Here is a 20,594-nt window from a genome sequence, read left to right as displayed (position 1 = left end):
TGTACGGGAAAACCCGTCCTAGCGCACTGCTAGAACGGGTACTTGCGCTGCAAAAACGCAGATTTAGATGAGGTTCCAGTCCTCGATACCGTCGTAAAGCGGGAATTCCTGAGCAATCTTCGAAACACGAGCACGCAGGGAGTCAACATCCGCATTCTTGCCGGCGGCGAGAGCAGTACCGATGACATCGGCGACCTCGGTGAAGGCCTTCTCGTCGAGACCACGGGTGGCCAGCGCCGGAGTACCGATACGAAGTCCGGATGTAACCATCGGAGGACGCGGGTCAAACGGAACAGCATTGCGGTTGACGGTAATGCCAACAGCGTGGAGCAGATCCTCGGCCTCCTGGCCGTTCATCTCAGAATTGCGCAGATCCGCCAGAACCAGGTGGACATCGGTGCCGCCAGTGAGAACATCGACGCCAGCCTCGGCGCAGTCGGAAGCGGTGAGACGCTCAGCCAGAATGCGGGCACCAGCGAGAGTGCGCTCCTGGCGCTCCTTGAACTCCTCGGTACCAGCAATCTTCAGCGCCACGGCCTTGCCGGCGATGGCGTGCATCAGCGGGCCACCCTGCTGCCCCGGGAAAACAGCGGAGTTCAGCTTCTTGGCGTACTCCTGCTTGGCCAAAATCATGCCCGAACGTGGACCACCGAGGGTTTTGTGAACGGTGGTCGACACAACGTCAGAATGCGGAACCGGCGACGGGTGCAGACCGGCGGCAACCAGGCCTGCGAAGTGCGCCATGTCCGTCCACAGCTTCGCACCGACCTCATCGGCGATGGAACGGAAAGCTTCGAAGTCGAGGTGGCGCGGGTACGCCGACCAACCTGCGATGAGAACATCCGGCTTTTCTGCGAGCGCCTGCTCACGCACCTTGTCCATATCGATCCGCATGGTGTCCTTGTCCACACCGTATGCGGCGACGTGGTAGAGCTTGCCGGAGAAGTTCAGCTTCATGCCGTGGGTCAGGTGACCGCCGTGTGCCAGGTCGAGGCCCATAATCTTGTCACCGGCGTTGATCAGCGCATGCAGAACGGCAGCGTTTGCCTGCGCACCTGCGTGTGGCTGAACGTTGGCGAACTCAGCGCCGAAGAGCTCCTTGGCGCGGTCGCGAGCCATGTCCTCGACGACGTCGACGTATTCGCAGCCACCGTAGTAACGACGACCCGGGTAGCCTTCGGCGTACTTGTTGGTCAGAACCGAGCCCTGAGCTTGCAGCACTGCACGTGGAACAAAGTTCTCACTGGCAATCATTTCGAGCATGTCACGCTGACGAGAGAGCTCCCCTGCCATTGCCTCTGCGAGGTCGGGATCGAGTTCACGCAGCGATTGGTAGCGGACATCGTTATTGTTAGACCCGGTCATGAGTAGGTTTTCGACCTTTCAATGAAACTTCAATGCCACAGGCCATGCTAGCCCTTTATGGGGCAAACCACGAAAGCAGCACCATTCAGGTATGCCCCCTTTATTGACTCGTTTTCCGGTTTTCGGCACCCCCTTGGCACAATTGGAAGTATGACGCGCGCAACATCCCCCAGCCCGTACGTCGAGTTCAAACGCGAGCAGTGGCGCGAAATGCGCAAGAATATGCCTCTGGTGCTGACGGAAGAGGAAGCTGAACGACTTTCCGGTATCGGTGAAAACATCGACCTGGACGAAGTCGCCGAGGTCTATCTTCCGCTTTCTCGTCTGATTCACATGCGTGTGGCGGCGCATCGGGAGCTGAACGCCGTAACGTCGAACTTCCTTGGGGAAAATCCTTCGAAGGGGGCGTCGGTGCCGTTTATTATCGGCGTCGCGGGTTCGGTGGCGGTCGGCAAGTCAACGACGGCGCGTTTGCTGCAGGTCCTGCTCGAGCGCTGGGAGACTAATCCGCGGGTGGACTTGGTTACTACTGATGGCTTCCTCTACCCTTCTGAGGAATTGAATCGCCGTGGGATTATGCAGCGCAAGGGGTATCCGGAGTCGTATGATCAGCGTGCGTTGATGCGGTTTGTCACGGCGGTGAAGTCGGGGGCGCGGCATGTGAAGGCGCCGGTGTATTCACACACGCTCTATGACCGGGTGCCGGATGAGTTCGTCGATGTTGACCGTCCGGACATTCTCATTCTCGAGGGGCTCAACGTTTTGCAGACGGGCCCGACGCTGATGATTTCCGATCTTTTCGATTTCAGTGTCTACGTCGATGCCCCGCGCGCGGACATCGAGCGTTGGTACATCAGCCGTTTCCTCCGTCTCCGCCAGACAGCGTTTCGCGCTCCGGGCGCGCACTTCGCGGATTACGCCACGCTTGACGACGAAGCTGCGGCCGAGGTGGCCCGACGCATTTGGCAGCAGGTGAACTTGCCGAACCTGACGGAAAATATTCTGCCCACTCGAGTGCGTGCGTCATTAGTTCTGACGAAGTCTCGGGACCACAAGGTTTCGAGGGTCCGGATGCGCAAACTCTAACATCCGGAAATTTTTCCGGATGTAGAGAGGTTATTTGCCGAAGCGGCGTGAGCGCTGCGAAAAGTCTCGAAGTGCGCGGAGGAAGTCGATGCGGCGGAACTCGGGCCAGTAGGTATCGGTGAACCAAATCTCGGAGTAGGCGGTTTGCCAGAGGAGGAAGCCGCTGAGCCGCTGTTCTCCGGAAGTGCGGATGACTAGATCGGGGTCCGGTTGTCCGGATGTGTAGAGGCGACGAGAAATGGCATCGGTGGTGATGCGCTCCTCAAGCTCGGAAGCATCGATTCCCTCGGCGACTGATTCCCGGATGATTCTGCGTACTGCGTCGACGATTTCCTGCCGGCCGCCGTAGCCAACGGCAATGTTGACCTGGATGCCGGTGTTGTTCGCGGTGACTTCTTCGTCGTGACGCAGCCGGGCGGTCATTCTTTCCGGAAGGAGCTCGAGGTGGCCGACCATGCGCAGGCGCACGTCGTTAGGCGATTGCGCCAATTCGTCGACGACGTCAGCGATGATGTCGAACAGTAACTCCAGCTCTTCGGGGTCTCGCCCGAGGTTTTCGGTGGAGAGCAGGTAGATGGTGACCAGCTCGATTTCCTGCTCGGCGCACCAGCCGACGAATTCTGCGATTTTGCGGGAGCCGACGCGGTGGCCGTGGCTGACGTCGGTGAATCCAGCCTCCCTCGCCCAGCGGCGGTTGCCATCGGCCATGATGGCAACGTGCTTGGGGCGAGGTTTTCCTTCTAGCTCTTGGGCTAGTTTGCGCTCGTAGAGCGGATAGGCAATCCGCCGGAGTGAGGACGGCTGGTTTTCTTTCACATATGTAACCCTACCCAATGGGCACGGCCGCTTTGTGCTTAGTCGCGTGCCTGCCGACGCTTCCGGACTTCTGCCGCAAGCGTACGCAGCAGCCGGTCGGTGGTTTCCCAATCCATGCACGCATCGGTGACGGACTTGCCGTATACGAGGCCCTTACGACCATCGGTAATTTTTTGCGCGCCGGCTGCGAGGAAGGACTCCATCATGATGCCGGTGATGCGCTCGTCGCCGCCCCCGATGAGCTTGCCGAGCTCCTCAACGACCTCGGCCTGGCGTACCTCGGATTTTCCGGAATTGGCGTGGGAGGCGTCCACCATGATGCTGACGGTCTGCTCGGCCTTGTTCAGGCGCGCTTCGGCGTCGTTAAGCGATTCTTCGTCCCAGTTCGGGCCGGAGGTGCCGCCGCGGAGGATGATGTGGCAGTTGTGGTTGCCGGCGGTTTCGACGACGGCGGCGCGGCCCTGGTCGTTCATACCGAAGAAGAAGTGCGGGTTTGCTGCAGACACCAGCGAGTCCACGGCGACCTGGACGTTGCCGTCGGTGCCGTTTTTGAAGCCGATGGGCATGGAAAGTCCGGAAGCGAGCTGGCGGTGGACCTGCGACTCCGTGGTGCGCGCACCAATCGCACCCCAGGAGACGGCGTCGGCGATGTACTGCGGGCTGTTGGGCTCGAGGAATTCGGCGCCGGCGGGCAGGCCGGTGCGCAGGACCTCGATGAGTACCTCGCGGGCCATGTGCAGGCCCTTGTTGATTTTGAAGGAGCTATCCAGGTCGGGGTCGTTGATGAGTCCCTTCCAGCCGACGGTGGTGCGCGGCTTTTCGAAGTAGACGCGCATGACGACCAGCAGGTCCTCGTCGAGCTCATCGGCGGTGGCCTTCAGGCGGCGGGCGTAGTCGATGGCGGCCTCAGGGTCGTGAATGGAGCACGGGCCGACAACGACCAGCAGACGATCGTCTTCACGGGCGATGACGCGGGCGACGTCGAGTCGCGACTGCTCTACCTCGTTAACCAGGTTTGGGGTCAGTGGCTGTTTGGCCATGACCTCTTCTGGGGAGGGCAGGTCGTGGAAGGCTACGACGCGGCGGTTCGCGGTCGAGGCGGGGGCTTCGAGGGAAGTTGGAGGGGTCATCTGAGGTCTCTTTTCTCTGGGTGATTAGTTGCGCATTTTGGCTGTAGATACGACAAAAGGCAGCGCCCCGATTGGTTGGGGCTGCTGCCTTTGGCTCCGGTTGGTGGCGACGTGACGATTAGCCGCCGGCTGTGACTATGTCGTCACTGCCTCCGGAGCCTTCGAAAAATAAAATCGCCACATACGCATGTGCTTGACTGTAGCGCACTGCCTAGAATCCCGCAATTCGAACTCCAAATCCCGCCACATGGGACGCAATCAGGGGTGCACACATCGCCCGTCGTCAAGCGGCGAGCACATGCCTTGACGCTAACTACTCCGCTTCACGACGCTGCTCTGCTGCAGCCATCGCTTTATCCACGGCCTCGGAATCAAAGGGATCCATACCGTGCGCCTCGGCAAACTTCCGGCGGGCGGCCATGCGCTTCGCGCGCCGCGAGAGATCCCAGCCGAGAGCCAGGATGACGATGAGCAAAACGACAATGATGAGCAGGCCAATAGGAGAGGCCTTACCGAAGTCAGCACCCCGCGGACCAGTGGGGTTCTGCGCCAGAAAAATTGTCGTGCGAGCCGCCAAGGCATCGAAGCTTTCAATCATGAGTTCCAGCTTAGCGTTAATTCCGGACTATTCCGCGTCGGGGTCGATACCGGCGAAGAGATCGGTCTCTGGCAGCTCAGTCTGCACGCGAGTGCGGGCGAGCTCAAACTCTTCGGTCGGCCAAACGCGCTGCTGAATGTCTACCGGCACGGCGAAGAATGGCCCGTTCGGATCGATCTGCGTGGCGTGCGCCAGCAGCGCCTGATCCCGCTGCTGGAAGTAATCGCCGCACTCGACCTGCGTGGTCACGCGGGTCATGATGTCGCCGGGAGTCTTAGTCCAACGGCGGAAGGACTCGGCCAGTGGACTTTCCAAGCCGTTGTCGCGGTAGTAGTTATCCAGCGCGATGAGGCGCGCCTTGATGAAACCGTGGGTGTAGTAGAGCTTGGAAATCTCCCATGGTTCACCGAGCTCGGGGTACTTATCCGTTCCGGACTCCAACCAGGCGCGCATGGACACGATATGGGTCATGATGTGGTCCGGGTGCGGGTAGCCACCGTTTTCGTCGTAAGTAATGACGACGTGCGGACGGAACTCGCGGATTGCCCGGATGAGAGGCTTGGTCGCATCCTCGACCGATTGGCGAGCAAACACACCGTGCGACAGCACCGGCACCGGGTTGCCCGCAGGCAGACCGGAGTCGGTAAAGCCGAGCCACTCATGTTCAACGCCGAGAATCTCAGCGGCTGCAGCCATTTCGTGAACGCGCACCGCGGCGATATTCTCCCGCACCTCCGGCCGATCCATCGCCGGGTTGAGAATGCTACCGGCCTCACCGCCGGTGCAGGTCACCACTTTGACGCGATGCCCTTCCGCCGCATATCGGGCCATTGTTGCGGCGCCCTTGCTCGATTCGTCATCAGGATGAGCGTGAATTGCCATCAGACGAAGTGCCAATTGAAGTCACTCCCGCTACTATCTCAGTCCATGTTTTCTGGCCGAGGCCGGGGCCCTTCGACCGCAACGATGCTACTACAGCACCGTTTCAATACCGCCCCACTATAGCGCTGCACCATCATATGACCACGCAGCATCGCTACTCGGTGGAACAACATAGCAGCAGGACACTGCGCCACACCAGAAAGATTGTTTAACTGTCAACATTTTACCACGTCGACCAAGAACTCCGATAGGCTAAAAAGCATGGCTGAAAGTTCGGAGCGAAACACCCGAAATACCGCAGCGCCTAACGGGCAGCGCGAGCGCTATGGGGACAACAGTCGCACTCTCCCCGCAAAATTGGTTGTCATCGCTATTGTTGGCATGCTCGTCATCGCCGGCGCATACATCTTCGTTCAGATGAACCGCGTCTCCGCCCCGGATGTCTCTGCAACGCAAGCGGGCTGGAGCCGCACTCCAGGTAAGGAAGATGAGCAGTTCATCTTCACCCTGGACGTCACCCGCGAAAAGCCGGAGCTGGATAGCTACTGCATTATCTACGCGCTGAACTATGACGTGGCAGAGGTCGGCCGTCGCGACGTATTCATTCCGGGCGGCGGCCCCGCTACGGTGCGTATGGACGTCCCCATTGCCACCCGCGAGTTGGCCGTCGCAGGCGATGTCTACGGCTGCTCCACCGACATTCCGGAGTTCCTCGCACCTGCTAAGTAACCGCCTTTCGCAACTGAGGATTATGCGCTTTCACGGCACGTCGTAAAGCGTGCGCAACAACACTCCGACGCGCCTGTTATTGCCATGTGGCGTGACAGTGCTATCCTGTGACGCAGCCGACGGCCCCACGCGGGGCCGCTTTTGTATTAAATAGCCAAAAACACAGGAGGAACCATGACTGAGGCAAAGAACAATAGCCCATGGCTCACCCAGGAGTCCTACGACAAGCTCAAGGCCGAGCTTGAGGCGCTATACGAAAACCGCCCGGTCATCGCCGCCGAGATTAACGAGCGCCGCGAAGAGGGCGACTTGAAGGAAAACGCCGGCTACGATGCCGCTCGTGAGCAGCAGGGACAGGAAGAGGCGCGCATCCGCTACCTCGAAGACCTGCTGCAGCGCGCCACCGTCGGCGAGATCCCGCAGGAGTCCGGTGTGGCTCTGGTCGGCACCGTGGTCCACGTCTACTACGACGGCGACGAAGACGACACCGAGACCTTCCTCATCGGTACCCGTGGCGCTGACTCCTCCAACCCGAACCTGGAGACCTACTCCACCGATTCCCCGCTGGGCAAGGCTCTGGTCGGCGCTAAGGAGGGCGAGACCCGCACTTACGCTTCCCCGAGTGGCGACGAAGTGTCTGTCACTGTGGTCAAGGCTGAGCCGTACGACCCGGAGATGGACGCCTAAGCGCTCCCGGCGTTAGACCGCCTCAACCCAGGCGGCAACTTCGGGCCACAGTGCCCGATTCTTGGACCGATAGAAGCCCATATGGCCTATCGGTCCATTTTTTGTGCCCTCTCCCGCTTCAATAACGCGCTTTACGACGTCACACTGAACAGCCTGATCGGTCAATATGTCGACTTCCAACAACAAAGCGCCGGCCACCCGTAATAACGGGCTAACCGGCGCTTGTGCGTTAGTTAGTTTTCTAGCGTTTAGTCCCTGAAGTAGGACAGCAGACGCAGAATCTCGGTGTAGAGCCAGACCAGGGTCACAGCCAGGCCGAGGGCGACACCCCAGGCGTACTGAGCCGGAGCGCCAGCGCGAACCAGGCGATCAGCCTGATCGAAGTCAATCAGGAAGCTGAAGGCTGCCAGGCCGATGCAGACCAGCGAGAAGATGATCGACAGCATGCCGCCGTCACGCAGCGGGAAGCCCAGGCCGAACAGGGAGAGCACCAGGTTGCCCAGCATGAGGACCAGCACACCGATCAGAGCCGCACTCATAAAACGGGTGAACTTCGGGGTCACGCGGATAGCGCCCGACTTGTAGACGAAGAGCATACCGATGAAGACACCCAGGGTGGCCAGCACTGCCTGCATAATCAGCGCACCAGCGGCAACGCCCTGAATTGGAGCGGTGAACATGAAGCTGATGCCACCGACGAAGAGGCCCTCGAAGGCCGCGTAGGTGAGGGTAACCGGCGCGGAGCCGTACTTCTTGCCGAAGGTGGAAACCAAAACAGTAATCAGACCACCGATGGCGCCGACAATGGTCAGAATCATGGCCAGGCTGGTGGAGACACTGACGGCAATGAAGAAATTGACCGCAGCCAAAACGATGATGGTTGCCAGCGTGATGCCGGTCTTGGAAACGACATCGTCGACCGTCATCGGACGGTAGTCGGCGGCAACCTGCGACTGGTACGGGTTATCCCCGTAGCCAGCGCCCATCTGACCTTGGCCGTAGTGATGTGCGCCCGCCTGTCCGCGGGCGACGGTCTTAGTAAGTGAACTGAATGCAGGATTGCTGCTTTCGCGCACGTCGTCCTTCTTTCTTTTCTCAGTTTTTCTTACGTTTTGTATTCAGGCACACGCGCTTACGTTTGCCTACACTTTCTACAACGGGCGATGTAAAGGTATTGTTCCCACCCCTGAAAAACAGTTAGTATCAAGGTAATTCCTCGCCTGCTGGCGGTGATTTTGTAATCGCGGAAAAACTCACAGTCGCCAGGCGTGGGCACCACATGAGTGATTATGAAACAGGAGGTTGGTCAAGATGTCTGATGGCCTTGACTACGATCCGGATACCACTGGTGATTTCGACGAGACCACGCTCGATGGCTCAGAGGGACTCGATGGCGACTTCCTCACCGGTGATGGCGAGAATTATGTAATGGATCCGCCGGACCGCTGGCGGGGCGCTTCTCCGCATGACACTCTCGGCAAGCGGTTGGCCGAGGAAAAGCCGGACATCGACGTCGACGACGATCTGGATGATGACCCGGAGATGCGTTACGGCGATGTCGACGGCCACGAACCGTTCGAGTTCGGCAACGATGGCCCGCGCGACCCGGACCGCAACCGTCGGATGGGCTGGACTACTTACTAAAGTTTTCTAAGTTTTTGTAGTTTTGCCAAATTTACTATCTCGGGGCGCCGCGCAACAGTAGTATCTGTGCCATGACAGCATCTACTGCTACGACAAACCGAACTACCATCCGCAATCCGCTTAACGACGAGCTCGTTGCCCGCCTTCTTCAGCGCGTCACGGTAGCTGATAAGTCGAAGACCGCCACTATCTCGGCACCATTTACCGGCCAGGAGCTGGCGCAGATTCCTGTCGGTACCCAGGCCGATGTCGACGAGGCCTTCAAGCGTGCCCGTGCCGCGCAGAAGAAGTGGGCCCGCATGGCGCCGGAAAAGCGCGGCGAAGTGCTGCACCACTTCCACGACCTGCTCTTTACCCACTGCGACCAGGTGCTGGACCTGCTGCAGGCCGAGACCGGTAAAAACCGCGCCAGTGCCCACGAGGAGCTCGTACACACAGCTATCACCGCCCGCTACTACGGCAATCAGGGCCCGAAACTGCTTGAGCCGAAGCGAGCACACGGCGCTGTCCCGGTACTTTCCAAGACCACCGTCTACCACCACCCAAAGGGCGTCGTCGGTGTTATTGCTCCGTGGAACTACCCACTGACCCTCGCGGTTTCCGATGCGCTGGCTGCACTGATGGCCGGTAACGCCATCGTGCTCAAGCCGGACAGCACCACTCCGTTTACCGCTCTCTTCGCTGTCGATTTGCTCTACCGCGCTGGCCTTCCGGAGGATCTCTTCCAGGTCATTCCAGGTCCCGGTCGCGTTGTCGGCCAGGGCATTGTCGGCCAGTGTGACTTCCTGATGTTCACCGGCTCCTCCGAGACCGGCCGCTCGCTGGCGCAGCAGTGCGGCGAGCGCCTGATTAGTTTCTCCGCGGAGCTCGGCGGCAAGAACCCGTTGATTGTCGCCGAAGATGCCAACATCAACCGCGCGGTCGAGGGCGCACGCATCGGCTGTTTCACCAACTCCGGTCACCTGTGCGTGTCCATTGAGCGAATCTATGTCGTGGACTCCGTCTGGGACGAATTCGTCCCGGCATTCACCGACCGCGTGAAGGCAATGTCCATCGGCGCTGGCTACGAATGGGAAACCGAGATGGGCTGTCTGCAGTCGCAGGGCCAGTTCGACATCGTCAAGTCCATGGTCGACGAGGCCATCGAGGCCGGCGCCACCGTGCTGGCCGGCGGTCGTCCTCGCCCGGATCTGGGACCGCTGTTCTACGAACCGACCGTGCTTACCGACGTCCCGGAGGGCGTCGCCCTGCTGACCGAAGAGGTATTCGGCCCGGTGGTAGTCCTCCAGCGTGTCTCGGATGTCCACGAGGCTATCGCCAAGTCCAACGATTCCCGTTATGGCCTCAACGCTTCACTGTGGACCTCCCCGCGTCGAGCAAAGGAGCTGGCTCCACAGCTTGAGGCCGGCACCGTCAATGTCAACGATGGTTTTGCTGCGGCTTTCGCGTCTGTCGATGCCCCGATGGGTGGTTTCAAGGATTCGGGTGTGGGCCGCCGTCAAGCAGCGGGCGGCCTGCTGAAGTACACCGATGAGCAGACAGTGACCGTGCAGCGTCTTTCCCCGGTGTCGATGCCGCAGATGCCGCGTGAGCTGTACTCGAAGGTGTTCAATACGGCGCTTGTCCTCGGCAAGAAGTTCAACGTCCTGCCGTAATCCGCATGTAGCGCGCACAAATAGCAAAAGGCCAGGTCAGAAAACTCTCTGACCTGGCCTTTTGGTGCCCCCAGTGGGACTCGAACCCACACTGAAAGGGTGAAAGATAGCCGTTCTGGCTAATTTTTCCTTGTCGAACGATTCCTATTAGTGCAGGCCGGGCGTCTTTATAGTTTTTTCAGTGCGGTAAAGAAGTGACAATTACGATTATTATCAGCCCCTTTTTAGCCCCCAGGCTCCAGCGTTACACTTTCCTCACCTGGCCATTCCATATCGACGATTAACTACTCAAGGCCACTCATATAGTCGGCTATCTCCTCCGGAGCCGCCAAGTAATACTTCTGTGTCACCGCATTAGTTGCATGCCCAAGATGTAACTGCGCAGCATCGACACCGTATTTATCCCGAATTCTGGTGCCTACAGTCGTCCGGAAATTCTTCGGCACAATGTCATGCTTTAGATCTTCGCGTAAACGCTCCGTGGCATCACGCAAATCGCGATTGAGATTATTCGCAGTCCGATACGTGCCATTCCTCGACGGAAACAACGGCTCACCCCAAAACTGCACAGCATCGTCTTCTAACTGCTCTTGAATCGCGTCGGCTGCGTCCTGCGTAATGCTGATAACGCGGTGCGAGAACCTACTTGTCCTGTTCTTCAAAACAGGCGTGCGAGTTCCGCGCGCTGTTGACTGCCCACACACAGTTATTCTCCGCGCTTTCGGGTCTACGTCCTGAATACGAAGCCCCAACGCCTCCGAGGTGCGTACACCGGAGCCAGCGATCACGCGCATAATGTTGGTTAGGCCACCGCCACGACCTGACCTCCCTGCCGGTTCCTCATCGTCTTCCTGATTCGGATCTAGCCCGGTACACCATCGTCTAACTGCTGCGATGTACGCTTCTTCTTCTGTCTTGCTGATAATTTCAACGGCCTTTGCTTCCGTTTTTGGTAGCGTAATCGCTCGCCACGGACTCGACTGGATAGCGCCTACTCGTACCGCGTAATTGAGTGCATTCGATAGCACAGACCGACATGTCGGGGCCACGCCGGGAGTTTGGGCGTCGATGAAAACCTGTATGAGTGGAGGACTCAATTCATTTAGTCGAAGCTCTCCGAGCCCCGGGTTGATGTGCTTCGATATGGCTGTTTCGTAGATGCCCCTCGACCGCTCCGTGACGTCGTGCTGTTCTAGCCACCGAGATAGCAGTTCAGATAATTTTGTCGTGGGGGTTATTTCAGTGGCGTTTGCAGTGCCTAGTCGCTCTGCACATCTCTTTTCGAGGGCGTCGCGGGCGTTAGATTTTGTGTCGGCTGTGGCCTTTACTTTGACAATGCGTCCATCGTAAAGCCGTAGTCGGGCAAAGGTCTTCCATTTCCGTGGTGCTGGATTGTCGTAAGTGATCTCGCCGTGAGTTCCTGGTTTGAGTGCAGGCCGTCCGCGTGCCATTGTTCCGGTGGCTCCTTTTCTACACTTTCGACACTGCTGTCGAAAACTATTTTTGTGTGTTGACCTGCGTTTTCTATACTTTCGACACTTTCGACAGTGCTTATACAGGAAGGGCTACTCACCTTCCGGCGACTTCCAAAGCCACTTATTAAGAAAGTCCAGAAGCGCCTTTTGCTGCACTTTCGAATGAGACTTTTAGAACGGAACCGTCTTGATAGTTCCCAGCCAGCCGGGTTCTTCTACGTATCCGCCTAGTTCAATGATTCTTTCGCGGAGCTCCCGTAGTTGGTCATATTCTTCATTGACAACACGCTGGCTAAAGGTCGTTAGTTCTCCCGGAGCCTTGCTATTGGGCTCAAATGATGACAACGAGCCCAGGTCGGCCAAAAACCAGCCGAACTCTGCCGACGCAGACTGAGGGTCAAATCGGGCTTCAAATGCCGCCTTCGCCTTATTGAATGCATCGACCGCCCTCGCCCGCTCATGCTCCATAGTTAGCCTCGGACGATGCACGGCAGCCCACTGGTCATAAGTGTGCCCAAACTCGTCTCCCCAAGCCCATCCCCACGCCTCTTCAGAGGAAAGCTCCGCCCGGGGGACAACTTGAATCTTCATATCCGGATGCCCCGGAAAGATGAGGTCAAGTGGAGCTATTTCAAGCGCTGTCGCAAGAGTAACTACTTCCGAAACATCAAATTTTCCGCTTCGACTGTTGCTCTCAATTTTTGCAATCGTGGCGCGGGTAATGGGGTAGCCGATTTCGCGAGTTCGATTTGAAAGCTCGACCGCAGTTAATCCCATTTTTTTTCTTGCACGAGCTACCGCCTCGCCAAATTGCGCAGACCGACTTAGCGCCCACTCTTTTCCAGTCTTCTGTGTGGATTGCCCTTCACTGCTCTGCTCCATATCAGAAAGTTTATCAGGAACCCTTGCATGAATACGGAGCACCCTGCTATGCTCGCTTTTGGAGCAAATAAATGGATTCAAGTCTCCAGTAGGGAACATTAAGTAAGGATATTGGGAATGAATACACCATTCAGACATAAGACCATCACCGTCGCACAGGCCGCGGAGATCCTGGGAGTTTCAAAAAGTGGGGCCTATGCCGCAATCCGGGACAACGATTTCCCTACTCAAGTCATCAAGATTGGTGGCCGCTACGTGATTCCAGCGAAGCCACTACTCGACCTACTCGGCCTCGACGAACTACCCGCCGACGCCGCCTAACCAAAAAGGAGAACCACAATGCCGAACCAGTACACCACCGAAGAGCTCACCCTCTTCCGCGCCGACAGTGCCATAACCCTCGCCCTCGCCGTCCTTCGGGCAGCCGAGAACGGCGAGAACATCAATGCTGACGAAGCTGTCGCCGGTGCTCTCATTGACTTCAGAATCGCTAACGCCGACTACGAAGTGGCCACCCGGAAGTAAGAAAAAGCGCCTCACCGCCGACACGGCAAGACGCTAATCCTCTACCCAATCCCGAACCAGGAGACGGAAGGAACATCTCGAAAGATGCACAACAAGAATACCACAGGATTCGAACATATCTCCGATAAGAAGACGGAGGCGAAATCGAAAAGGCCACGCCGCAGCGCATCACATACGCTTTTCCGCGTTACTGACGCTGGCGAATATATGGCTTGCGGCCACTTCATCCCGAAGGGCCGAATCATCGATATCAAAACCTACACCGGTCCCATTGAGTTCTACCCCTGCCCGAAGTGCGAGACAATCGCCCGCCTGGAAAAAGAGATGAAAGGCCATTGGCCAAAGTTCCCCATTCCGGCAGACATAGCACTCGACATGGCCGACCGTTGGGAGGCCAACGAATGACCGCTGTTGTTTGCACCGAGCTTCTCGACGAGGCCGACAAAGCACTTGTCGAGGACGCGGCCACCCTGCTCGCACACCTCGACGTCACCAGTCTTCTTTACGCCGCCGTAAAAACGGAAAGCGCTTAAACGCTGCTGTGACACAACGATAAGCAGGGTTTCCCGGAATGGTTCGTTTGACGGAGTTCGATTCTCCGACCGGGAGCAGGGATTGAGCTTCCGCAGTCCCTCTTCAAATCAGATGCAGACTCCGAGCTTTTAGGAGGATTGGTGAGTTCACCCTCACAGAAGACCAGCTACCGAGGTACACAGTTCCTTTCGGCAGTGCTCGATCTCGCCCCCGGCCTTCGCCGGCAGGCACTGGAAAGCGTCGAAGCGGAAGACTTCACCACAGAACCTTTCCGAATCGTCTACAAGACCTTACTGGAGATTCCCGGCCTGGACACTATCGACGGGCGCGAAGCACTTGGTCTAGCTCTTCACGATCAATCGGTCGCTAATGGTTCGATGAACGGCGAATTTGGCCGTGGCGTCCAGCTTGCAATCCTAGATATCGCTACTGACCAGTCCACTGGAGACATGGCGTTTCCGCTCGCTAAGAGCCTTCGAGAAGACAGGTTCCGCGCCGAGACTTGCGCAATCTTCAGTCGCTTAATCAAGGAGACGAAGACCGCGCCGCTGGAGACTATTCAAACTTCGCTCCAGGAGGTTTATCAGCCAGAGATTGACTTGTTTGTGCGTATCGAGCACCCGAACCAACGCCTGAAGAAGGTGGCCTAGAATGACCGCCCCAGATCGTTCCCCGAAGACTGTCTTTAACCTCGTGCAGGCATCGACAGTGAAGTCGAAGCGCACCAAGTGGCTCGTTGAAAACATGATTCCGTGGAATGGCCTTACCCTTCTCGGAGGTCGTGAAGGTGTCGGTAAATCAACGATTGCATGCGCGTGGGTTGCAGCCGCCACCCTAGGCAACCTTGATAATAAGGAACCGCTAAACGTCATCTATTTGCACACCGAGGACAGCCGCGAAGCAACGATTGTTCCCCGCCTTCGTGCCGCCGACGCAGACCTTGAGCGCATCTACTTCCTTGATATCGAACTCCAGTACGACGGCGAAGACCCCATCGAATCCGGCCTCGTCCTCCCCGCTCACTTTCCCCACCTTCGCCAAGTAATCGAAGACAACAACATCGGCATGATTGTCCTCGACGCCGCGAAGTCGGCAATGGCCTCCAGCATCGACGGCAACCGCGATGAGTCCGTCCGCCGCATGCTCGACCCAATGAACCGGATTGCCGACGAACTAGGGTGCGTCTTCCTTGGATTAGTCCATTTCGGTAAGCGAGAGTCCGCAGACACAGGAAAGCTGATTACCGGCTCGATTGCCTGGAGCCAAGTGGCACGCTCTGTTATCGCAGTTGCCAAGGACGAAGATGGCAAATTGCTTGTTTCTACGACGAAGCACAATTTAGCTCCGCATGCCGTCACTCTCGACGCGCATATCGAGCCCGCTGACGTCCTCATCGAAGGCGAAACCGTTCCCGTCGGCAAGGCTGTTTTCGACGGTGTCTCTAATCGAAGCATCAGCGACCTTCTCGCACCTGAAGATTCCGACGTTGACAAGATGGATCGCACCGATTGTGAGGTCTGGCTCGAAGACTTCCTCGAAGGCAAGAACGGGGTGCCTCGCCAGCTTGTCTTAGAGGAAGCGGCCAAGGCTGGCTTCAAGGTTGCTAAGACTGTCCAGCGTGCTTTTAAGCGGCTCGGTGGCGTCTCTGATTACACGCAGACTAAGCCTCGAACCGCGCTGTGGTCACTGCCTAGCCGGGACACTGTGTCTCCCAATGCGTATAGAGGTGTCCCTACTGTCCCTACTGTCTCTGACCTGCATAAATGCAGTGTCCCCACTACAAATAGTGGAAATCATAGTGTCCCTACTACAAAAACCGCCCCTGAACAGCGAGAACATCTTGTAAAAAGCGCCCTGAACCCTAGTAGGGACAGTAGGGACATGCGTGTTAAGAGGTCGGTCAATCCTGATGTGTACTCGACCATTCTCTCTTCTCTTAGCCCAGAAGTAGGTCTCTCCAAGCGAGCGCTCACCGGCTCAATCCCCACCAAGCTCGACCCCGAGAACAACCTCGATCCCGCCTTGAAGCATCTCGAAGAAGACGGTCTCATCGTCCAAACCTTCGAAGGTAAATACGTGCTAGTGGAAGGAGCTAAGTAGTCGTGAAGCGTCACATTAAATGTAAGGCAGTCAACTCAAACAGGAGGCTAAGCATCGTTCTTCGCCCCGATTCACGCGATAAAACCAAGTGGTTCCTCGGCACCCCACACGGCGCAATGCTGCTCAACGAAGACCAGATGATCCAGCTAGCCAACGCTGTTGCCGACCTCCTGGAGGCCTACGAGTGAAGACACCACCGTTCCCGAAGGTTAGGCGTCTCCCGGCAAGCCTCCGCCCCATCACCGACGCCTCACTCGACGGAGCCGCCTGCAAAGGCCACGCTCCCCTATTCGACCTCACGGTTCATGGCGAAACCTCGGAGCAGCGCGAAGCCCGCCACCACCAAGCCCGCAACCTGTGCCGGAGGTGCCCTGTCTTCACTCAATGCACGACGGTCGCAGGCCAACTCAAACATGACCACAAACAAGGACTTTGGGCAGGAATGCTGCTCGACAACAACAAGGAGAACTAAATGAAACTCACAGCACTAACCTCAATCTTCCTCGACGGCACTCTCCTTAAGAAGGGCACCGTCTTCACCACCACGGCCACCACCGGCGAGCGTCTTATCCGCAGTGGATCAGCCCGCCCCGCCGAGCAGCCCACTAAGCAAGCGGCACCACGAAACCAAGTTCCCGCTGTCAAGGAACCAGACGAGCCGACACCGCAGGAGCAGCGACCAGCACCGCCACGCAAGACCGCGCCGAAAAAGGCATGGGAGGACTACGCCACCGCCCTCGGTATCCCCGCCGCCGGGCTGACGAAGCCGGAGCTCATCGCGGTGTGTCTGGACTACTAGAAGGAGCTGTTTAGGAATGCATCATTACAAGGAGCCGTGTTTCATCTTGACGCCGGAAGAGGCAACTAAAATCGCCAGAACTCTACTTGAAGCGAACGCAGCTCTCGCCCGTCAAGGCGCCAAAATCCCGGCGAGCATGATTGCCTTCGCCAATGCCGTTTACGCCAACGTAAAAACGCAAAAGCCAATTGAGGACACCGGCGAGACTGTGGAGTATGAGCAAATCACTTCCTCCGAAGCCGCCAAAATTTTGGGTTGTGGCGAGCCCAACGTCCGAGCTCTCGCCAGAGCAGGCAGGCTCCCCGGCTCCAAACCTCAAGGCTTCTGGGTCTTCAACAGGAGTGATGTCGTGGCCTTCCGCGACTACCGCGAGTGATTGCTCAATCGCAGATGTGGAGCTCGCCCGCGTCGGCACCTGGAACGCAGAAACAGGACAATGTGCCATAACCCGCGCTGACCTTGCTTCCGCCGTCGCAGCAGCACCACATCTACCCGCTATCCCCGTCCGCCTCGGACATTTTGACCCACGCTTCTCCGGCTCTCCTTCCCTGGGGCGTGTGGTCAATTTACGCACTGGCGAGGCCGGTGACGTACTGCTCGGAGACCTCGTAGACCTTCCTCGTTGGTTGTACGACAACGTCTCAAAAGCCTATCCACAGCGCAGTATCGAAGCCGCCCTCGACTTCCAACACGAAGGCAGAACATTCCGTTTTTGCCTTACTGGCCTCGCTCTTCTCGGAGCGGAATGGCCAGCAATGACAAGTCTTCAAGATATCCGCGATCTATTGGAGAAATAACGATGCCTATAAAGAACGAAAACAGGCCGCCACACAAGATGTTGAGCTTCGGCGAAGCAATGGACATGGCGCCAATTGATATCAACCTCAAGGCCGACGATAAAGGAACCAAGGGAATTGCCTTCACGATCCCATCTCACATCGCCTTCCATGTTCCGATGTACCGCAACCCGGAACTACTCGGAGCATGGCTCGTCGGATACCTCACGGGTCTCGGAGGAGACACCGTAGAGCACATGGTCAACTTGCGAATGAAGGATAAGTAAATGTTTTACCCCGGAGCGGCAGATCTCAACGACCGCACTATCACCGTTGATTCCGTCCTCAATGACCCAACCATCATTGAGCATCGAATCGCAGAACTGGCAACCCCGAATCTGATTGTCGAGACCGTCTTCTCACAGGACAACTCGCCCGTGCAGGGTGGCGCCGTGATCTACTCGGAAACTACGGAGAAGAACTTTTACACCGACAACGATGTTGCACAGCGCATGCCAGGAGACGAGTACACCATCGTCTACCGCGAGCGCCCGGAAGCGAAGCTCGCCCGCGTCGAAGACTACGGCGGCAAGTTCGCAACCAGTGACGAGGCACGCCGCCGCAACCAGGCAATCGACTTCGACAACGACGTCCGCGTCCTGTCCAACACTCTTGTGCGCAAGCTCAACCAGCGAGCAATCGAAACTATCGAAGCCGCCCGTGATGCCCACAAGACCAACACCCTCGCAATCCCCGGCGCCGGCTGGAAGGACGTTGTCCTCGACGGCAACCCCACCACCATCACCGCGCCCGCCGACCGCCCTCACTCCCATATCGCCAACCTGTTCGCAGTCGCAGAACAGCAAGAGCTCGGCATCGAGTACACCAAGATGCTGGTCTCCCCGGCAATGAAGGCGACCCTGCGAATGGTCTACGGCTCCGACCTCGGCACCATGCTCGAAGACTTCGGCCTTGACCTGATCTCCACCAACTTTGTGGCCGACGATCTGGCTTACTTCGTTGACCCCGGCAAGGCCGGTTTCGTCAAGTACGAAGAGCCGCTGACCGTCACCACCTGGCGAGATGAGGCACACCGACAGACCTGGACGCAGGCATACGCAATGCCGGTCATGGGAATTACTACCCCGTCCGCTATCGGCGTAATCGAATTTTCTAAGGAGTAACACCATGTTCTTCAACAATCAGATGCAAGAGCGCTTCAACCCCGGCACCGACCTCACCGCCGTTGCCACCGCCCAGGTTGTAGGTAAGACCCTCGTCACCTACTCGAAGGGGCTCACCAGCGGTCTTATCAGCGTCGCTACCGCCACCCCAGGTAAGGCAGTTGCTGGAGTCGCTAAGTACGACGCTAACACCGGCGAGCACGTTGGTGTTGCGCGTGGCTCTGGCCGCATCGTCACCATCACCGCCGCCACCGGCCTGAAGGCAGGAGACCCGGTAACCGTTGGAGACGCAGGCAAGGCCACTACCGCCACTGACAACAGCCACATTGTTGGTTGGTGCGTTGACGATGCCGACGCTGACACCGACGCGCTGATTAGCCTCGCTCACTAAGGAGACCCCCATGCCTGACTTTAAACGCCTGTTTTTCAGCACCCCCACCCCCTCCGAGGACGGCGAGGACAATACCCGCCCCCTCAAGAAGGACGGACAGCCCAGTGACCTCACCTTCACTAATGACCAGGTAGCCACGATGTACGCCGCCCTTGGTCTCGACCCGGAGGCCTCCGCCGATGACTTTGTCGCCAAGATTCTCGAAGTAGCCGAATCAGCTCACGACGCAGATTCCAATCGTCTCGACAGTTCACTCAACCAATTAGACGTACAGCGCATTGCGGCATCAGCAGCACGCGAAGCAATCGCAATCACCAATCCAGACAACAACGTCATCATCGACAAGAACGTCTGGGAAGATATGAAGCGCAACATGGACATTGGTCTCGCATCGAAGCGACAGCAGCATCGACTCGAAGCCGAAGCTGTAGTTGATCAGGCTATCCGTCTAAGCAAGGCTTCAGCAGCCCAGCGCGAAAACTGGATTGCAGCCTACAACGCTGACAAGGAAGCAACTGTGAAGGCACTCAACGCAGCGGCAGCGATTCCACGCATTGAAATTGGGCATTCGCTGACACTTGAGCAGTTGGAGGAACGCCAGCGAAACAATTGGGTGCGCTAACCCAAAACCAAACAGGCAAGACCCTCTAGGAACCCTTTTCCCGGAGGGTCTTTCCGCTATCAACAAAAGGATTACTTTCAATGAATAGACAACCGCGGCAGACCGAGAACCAAAAAGGCCGCGGCAGTATCCACAAGAAGACCCGCAAACGCCTCATGCACCTACACCACGACGGCGCTCTTTGTTGGTGGTGTGGCAAGCCGATGTATCGAGACGCGAAACTCAACTGGGATCAGCGGCCTTTGCATGCGGATCACTCACGCGCTCTTGGCCAATACGGAGCACACAACAACCTTGCAGACAGACTCTTACACGCAACCTGCAACCAACAACGAGGCGACGGAACCAGAGACAACACCCGCCCCGCCCTCCACCGGACAGAACCATTCATTTGGTGACGCCGAGACCCGACCCCGAAAATCTTAAGGCGGTCGGGTTTTTCCTACCCTCGCATCCCGGCCGCTTCGGGCTTCTCTCTCTCCGGCTGTTTTTGGTGTCTGTGGGAGTGTTTGGCGGGCTTTGGGTGTTGTTTGGCGGTTGGGTGCTGTTTTGGGGTTGGTGGCGTGTGTGTTGGTTCTGGCGTGTTTTACGGGGTGTTGCGCTAGGAGGCTCTGTGAGCGTTTGGAGGGTGCTAGGGTACGTGCTCTTGGTCTTTAACCGCTTAGAATCGATTTGCGAACAGGGGTTTTGTACAGGTTGTCTAGGGTAAGCCCC

The 20,594-nt window shown here is 57.7% G+C and carries 28 protein-coding genes and 1 pseudogene; 20 read left to right on the top strand and 9 right to left on the bottom strand.

Annotation, left to right across the window (positions count from 1 at the left end; genetic code table 11):
* Positions 1 to 63 precede the first annotated feature (63 nt).
* Complete coding sequence (gene glyA / locus AB1Z34_RS06770; RefSeq protein ID WP_016423186.1) at positions 64 to 1,365, bottom strand: serine hydroxymethyltransferase; 1,302 nt, start codon at positions 1,363 to 1,365, stop codon at positions 64 to 66.
* A gap of 150 nt (positions 1,366 to 1,515) precedes the next feature.
* Between glyA and coaA the strand changes: the two genes are divergently transcribed.
* Positions 1,516 to 2,451 carry a type I pantothenate kinase gene (coaA, locus tag AB1Z34_RS06765; protein WP_042388837.1) on the top strand — a complete coding sequence of 312 codons (936 nt, stop codon included), beginning with the start codon at positions 1,516 to 1,518 and terminating at the stop codon, positions 2,449 to 2,451.
* Between the two features lie 30 nt (positions 2,452 to 2,481).
* Here the strand turns inward: coaA and AB1Z34_RS06760 are convergent, their stop codons facing one another.
* The 4 genes from AB1Z34_RS06760 to mca form a co-directional block, all read right to left on the bottom strand.
* Entirely contained in the window at positions 2,482 to 3,267 is a 786-nt protein-coding gene (locus AB1Z34_RS06760) for an isoprenyl transferase (protein WP_016423188.1), read from the bottom strand.
* A 38-nt stretch (positions 3,268 to 3,305) separates the two neighbouring features.
* Positions 3,306 to 4,397: a 3-deoxy-7-phosphoheptulonate synthase gene (locus tag AB1Z34_RS06755; protein WP_367158113.1), complete on the bottom strand. Its 1,092-nt coding sequence runs from the start codon at positions 4,395 to 4,397 to the stop codon at positions 3,306 to 3,308.
* Between the two features lie 313 nt (positions 4,398 to 4,710).
* Positions 4,711 to 4,995, bottom strand: a complete 285-nt coding sequence (locus AB1Z34_RS06750; RefSeq protein ID WP_048733974.1) for a hypothetical protein — start codon at positions 4,993 to 4,995, stop codon at positions 4,711 to 4,713.
* A gap of 27 nt (positions 4,996 to 5,022) precedes the next feature.
* Entirely contained in the window at positions 5,023 to 5,877 is an 855-nt protein-coding gene (gene mca / locus AB1Z34_RS06745) for a mycothiol conjugate amidase Mca (RefSeq protein ID WP_049190700.1), read from the bottom strand.
* A gap of 261 nt (positions 5,878 to 6,138) precedes the next feature.
* Between mca and AB1Z34_RS06740 the strand changes: the two genes are divergently transcribed.
* Together AB1Z34_RS06740 and greA are read left to right on the top strand one after the other, a co-directional pair.
* A complete protein-coding gene (locus AB1Z34_RS06740) occupies positions 6,139 to 6,606 on the top strand; it encodes a DUF4307 domain-containing protein (protein WP_048733970.1) in 468 nt (155 codons plus the stop codon).
* 174 nt (positions 6,607 to 6,780) lie between these two features.
* On the top strand, positions 6,781 to 7,293 hold the full coding sequence (gene greA, locus AB1Z34_RS06735; protein WP_048733968.1) for a transcription elongation factor GreA: 513 nt from the start codon (positions 6,781 to 6,783) through the stop codon (positions 7,291 to 7,293).
* Positions 7,294 to 7,541: 248 nt separating this feature from the next.
* Here greA and AB1Z34_RS06730 read toward each other — a convergent pair whose 3' ends face one another.
* Positions 7,542 to 8,369, bottom strand: coding sequence for a Bax inhibitor-1/YccA family protein (locus AB1Z34_RS06730; RefSeq protein ID WP_048733966.1), 828 nt, complete (start codon positions 8,367 to 8,369; stop codon positions 7,542 to 7,544).
* A 235-nt stretch (positions 8,370 to 8,604) separates the two neighbouring features.
* Between AB1Z34_RS06730 and AB1Z34_RS06725 the strand changes: the two genes are divergently transcribed.
* Together AB1Z34_RS06725 and AB1Z34_RS06720 are read left to right on the top strand one after the other, a co-directional pair.
* Positions 8,605 to 8,937, top strand: coding sequence for a hypothetical protein (locus tag AB1Z34_RS06725; RefSeq protein WP_048733964.1), 333 nt, complete (start codon positions 8,605 to 8,607; stop codon positions 8,935 to 8,937).
* Between the two features lie 71 nt (positions 8,938 to 9,008).
* Positions 9,009 to 10,592, top strand: coding sequence for a succinic semialdehyde dehydrogenase (locus AB1Z34_RS06720; RefSeq protein ID WP_049190697.1), 1,584 nt, complete (start codon positions 9,009 to 9,011; stop codon positions 10,590 to 10,592).
* A 284-nt stretch (positions 10,593 to 10,876) separates the two neighbouring features.
* Here AB1Z34_RS06720 and xerC read toward each other — a convergent pair whose 3' ends face one another.
* From xerC to AB1Z34_RS06705, 3 genes and pseudogenes are all read right to left on the bottom strand, one after another.
* Positions 10,877 to 11,620, bottom strand: a complete 744-nt coding sequence (gene xerC, locus AB1Z34_RS06715) for a tyrosine recombinase XerC (protein ID WP_367158118.1) — start codon at positions 11,618 to 11,620, stop codon at positions 10,877 to 10,879.
* Positions 11,621 to 11,668: 48 nt separating this feature from the next.
* Positions 11,669 to 12,043: pseudogene (locus tag AB1Z34_RS06710) on the bottom strand (hypothetical protein); the annotation flags it as partial.
* Positions 12,044 to 12,238: 195 nt separating this feature from the next.
* Positions 12,239 to 12,949, bottom strand: a complete 711-nt coding sequence (locus AB1Z34_RS06705) for a helix-turn-helix domain-containing protein (protein WP_367158112.1) — start codon at positions 12,947 to 12,949, stop codon at positions 12,239 to 12,241.
* Between the two features lie 117 nt (positions 12,950 to 13,066).
* Here AB1Z34_RS06705 and AB1Z34_RS06700 point away from each other — a divergent pair, with 117 nt between their 5' ends.
* The 15 genes from AB1Z34_RS06700 (at position 13,067) to AB1Z34_RS06630 (ending at position 19,880) form a co-directional block, all read left to right on the top strand.
* Positions 13,067 to 13,270, top strand: coding sequence for a helix-turn-helix transcriptional regulator (locus AB1Z34_RS06700; protein WP_367158111.1), 204 nt, complete (start codon positions 13,067 to 13,069; stop codon positions 13,268 to 13,270).
* A gap of 18 nt (positions 13,271 to 13,288) precedes the next feature.
* Positions 13,289 to 13,474: a hypothetical protein gene (locus AB1Z34_RS06695; protein ID WP_367158110.1), complete on the top strand. Its 186-nt coding sequence runs from the start codon at positions 13,289 to 13,291 to the stop codon at positions 13,472 to 13,474.
* 84 nt (positions 13,475 to 13,558) lie between these two features.
* Positions 13,559 to 13,879, top strand: a complete 321-nt coding sequence (locus AB1Z34_RS06690) for a hypothetical protein (RefSeq protein WP_367158109.1) — start codon at positions 13,559 to 13,561, stop codon at positions 13,877 to 13,879.
* Positions 13,876 to 14,007, top strand: coding sequence for a hypothetical protein (locus tag AB1Z34_RS06685; protein WP_367158108.1), 132 nt, complete (start codon positions 13,876 to 13,878; stop codon positions 14,005 to 14,007). The genes AB1Z34_RS06690 and AB1Z34_RS06685 overlap by 4 nt, the downstream gene beginning before the upstream one ends.
* A gap of 141 nt (positions 14,008 to 14,148) precedes the next feature.
* The gene (locus AB1Z34_RS06680) at positions 14,149 to 14,658 is read left to right on the top strand and encodes a hypothetical protein (RefSeq protein ID WP_141747115.1); all 510 of its coding nucleotides are present in this window, start codon (positions 14,149 to 14,151) and stop codon (positions 14,656 to 14,658) included.
* A gap of 1 nt (position 14,659) precedes the next feature.
* Positions 14,660 to 16,108, top strand: coding sequence for an AAA family ATPase (locus tag AB1Z34_RS06675; RefSeq protein ID WP_367158107.1), 1,449 nt, complete (start codon positions 14,660 to 14,662; stop codon positions 16,106 to 16,108).
* 2 nt (positions 16,109 to 16,110) lie between these two features.
* On the top strand, positions 16,111 to 16,296 hold the full coding sequence (locus AB1Z34_RS06670) for a hypothetical protein (protein WP_367158106.1): 186 nt from the start codon (positions 16,111 to 16,113) through the stop codon (positions 16,294 to 16,296).
* On the top strand, positions 16,293 to 16,580 hold the full coding sequence (locus AB1Z34_RS06665; RefSeq protein WP_187405557.1) for a WhiB family transcriptional regulator: 288 nt from the start codon (positions 16,293 to 16,295) through the stop codon (positions 16,578 to 16,580). Before AB1Z34_RS06670 ends, AB1Z34_RS06665 begins: the two co-directional genes overlap by 4 nt.
* A complete protein-coding gene (locus AB1Z34_RS06660) occupies positions 16,581 to 16,907 on the top strand; it encodes a hypothetical protein (RefSeq protein ID WP_367158104.1) in 327 nt (108 codons plus the stop codon).
* 16 nt (positions 16,908 to 16,923) lie between these two features.
* Positions 16,924 to 17,283, top strand: a complete 360-nt coding sequence (locus AB1Z34_RS06655; RefSeq protein ID WP_367158103.1) for a helix-turn-helix domain-containing protein — start codon at positions 16,924 to 16,926, stop codon at positions 17,281 to 17,283.
* Positions 17,252 to 17,704 carry a hypothetical protein gene (locus AB1Z34_RS06650; RefSeq protein ID WP_141753134.1) on the top strand — a complete coding sequence of 151 codons (453 nt, stop codon included), beginning with the start codon at positions 17,252 to 17,254 and terminating at the stop codon, positions 17,702 to 17,704. Before AB1Z34_RS06655 ends, AB1Z34_RS06650 begins: the two co-directional genes overlap by 32 nt.
* 2 nt (positions 17,705 to 17,706) lie before the next feature.
* The gene (locus AB1Z34_RS06645) at positions 17,707 to 17,970 is read left to right on the top strand and encodes a hypothetical protein (protein ID WP_367158102.1); all 264 of its coding nucleotides are present in this window, start codon (positions 17,707 to 17,709) and stop codon (positions 17,968 to 17,970) included.
* Positions 17,971 to 18,867, top strand: a complete 897-nt coding sequence (locus AB1Z34_RS06640) for a major capsid protein (protein ID WP_367158101.1) — start codon at positions 17,971 to 17,973, stop codon at positions 18,865 to 18,867.
* Positions 18,868 to 18,871: 4 nt separating this feature from the next.
* Entirely contained in the window at positions 18,872 to 19,258 is a 387-nt protein-coding gene (locus AB1Z34_RS06635) for a capsid cement protein (RefSeq protein WP_367158100.1), read from the top strand.
* Positions 19,259 to 19,268: 10 nt separating this feature from the next.
* Positions 19,269 to 19,880, top strand: a complete 612-nt coding sequence (locus tag AB1Z34_RS06630; RefSeq protein WP_367158099.1) for a hypothetical protein — start codon at positions 19,269 to 19,271, stop codon at positions 19,878 to 19,880.
* Positions 19,881 to 20,594 lie beyond the last annotated feature (714 nt).

The organism is Corynebacterium sp. 045007, from assembly GCF_040743205.1.
GTDB classification, from domain to species: domain Bacteria; phylum Actinomycetota; class Actinomycetes; order Mycobacteriales; family Mycobacteriaceae; genus Corynebacterium; species Corynebacterium jeikeium_D.
This window is presented reverse-complemented; position numbering and strand designations above follow the sequence as displayed.

Coding starts and splice junctions, on each gene's coding strand:
- AB1Z34_RS06720 (WP_049190697.1), top strand. CDS start 9,009: ATGACAGCATCTACTGCTACGACAAACCGAACTACCATCCGCAATCCG.
- AB1Z34_RS06660 (WP_367158104.1), top strand. CDS start 16,581: ATGAAACTCACAGCACTAACCTCAATCTTCCTCGACGGCACTCTCCTT.
- AB1Z34_RS06740 (WP_048733970.1), top strand. CDS start 6,139: ATGGCTGAAAGTTCGGAGCGAAACACCCGAAATACCGCAGCGCCTAAC.
- AB1Z34_RS06675 (WP_367158107.1), top strand. CDS start 14,660: ATGACCGCCCCAGATCGTTCCCCGAAGACTGTCTTTAACCTCGTGCAG.
- greA (WP_048733968.1), top strand. CDS start 6,781: ATGACTGAGGCAAAGAACAATAGCCCATGGCTCACCCAGGAGTCCTAC.
- mca (WP_049190700.1), bottom strand. CDS start 5,877: ATGGCAATTCACGCTCATCCTGATGACGAATCGAGCAAGGGCGCCGCA.
- AB1Z34_RS06640 (WP_367158101.1), top strand. CDS start 17,971: ATGTTTTACCCCGGAGCGGCAGATCTCAACGACCGCACTATCACCGTT.
- AB1Z34_RS06645 (WP_367158102.1), top strand. CDS start 17,707: ATGCCTATAAAGAACGAAAACAGGCCGCCACACAAGATGTTGAGCTTC.
- AB1Z34_RS06750 (WP_048733974.1), bottom strand. CDS start 4,995: ATGATTGAAAGCTTCGATGCCTTGGCGGCTCGCACGACAATTTTTCTG.
- AB1Z34_RS06655 (WP_367158103.1), top strand. CDS start 16,924: ATGCATCATTACAAGGAGCCGTGTTTCATCTTGACGCCGGAAGAGGCA.
- AB1Z34_RS06685 (WP_367158108.1), top strand. CDS start 13,876: ATGACCGCTGTTGTTTGCACCGAGCTTCTCGACGAGGCCGACAAAGCA.
- AB1Z34_RS06690 (WP_367158109.1), top strand. CDS start 13,559: ATGCACAACAAGAATACCACAGGATTCGAACATATCTCCGATAAGAAG.
- AB1Z34_RS06695 (WP_367158110.1), top strand. CDS start 13,289: ATGCCGAACCAGTACACCACCGAAGAGCTCACCCTCTTCCGCGCCGAC.
- AB1Z34_RS06700 (WP_367158111.1), top strand. CDS start 13,067: ATGAATACACCATTCAGACATAAGACCATCACCGTCGCACAGGCCGCG.
- AB1Z34_RS06635 (WP_367158100.1), top strand. CDS start 18,872: ATGTTCTTCAACAATCAGATGCAAGAGCGCTTCAACCCCGGCACCGAC.
- glyA (WP_016423186.1), bottom strand. CDS start 1,365: ATGACCGGGTCTAACAATAACGATGTCCGCTACCAATCGCTGCGTGAA.
- AB1Z34_RS06705 (WP_367158112.1), bottom strand. CDS start 12,949: ATGGAGCAGAGCAGTGAAGGGCAATCCACACAGAAGACTGGAAAAGAG.
- AB1Z34_RS06755 (WP_367158113.1), bottom strand. CDS start 4,397: ATGACCCCTCCAACTTCCCTCGAAGCCCCCGCCTCGACCGCGAACCGC.
- AB1Z34_RS06650 (WP_141753134.1), top strand. CDS start 17,252: ATGTCGTGGCCTTCCGCGACTACCGCGAGTGATTGCTCAATCGCAGAT.
- AB1Z34_RS06725 (WP_048733964.1), top strand. CDS start 8,605: ATGTCTGATGGCCTTGACTACGATCCGGATACCACTGGTGATTTCGAC.
- AB1Z34_RS06630 (WP_367158099.1), top strand. CDS start 19,269: ATGCCTGACTTTAAACGCCTGTTTTTCAGCACCCCCACCCCCTCCGAG.
- coaA (WP_042388837.1), top strand. CDS start 1,516: ATGACGCGCGCAACATCCCCCAGCCCGTACGTCGAGTTCAAACGCGAG.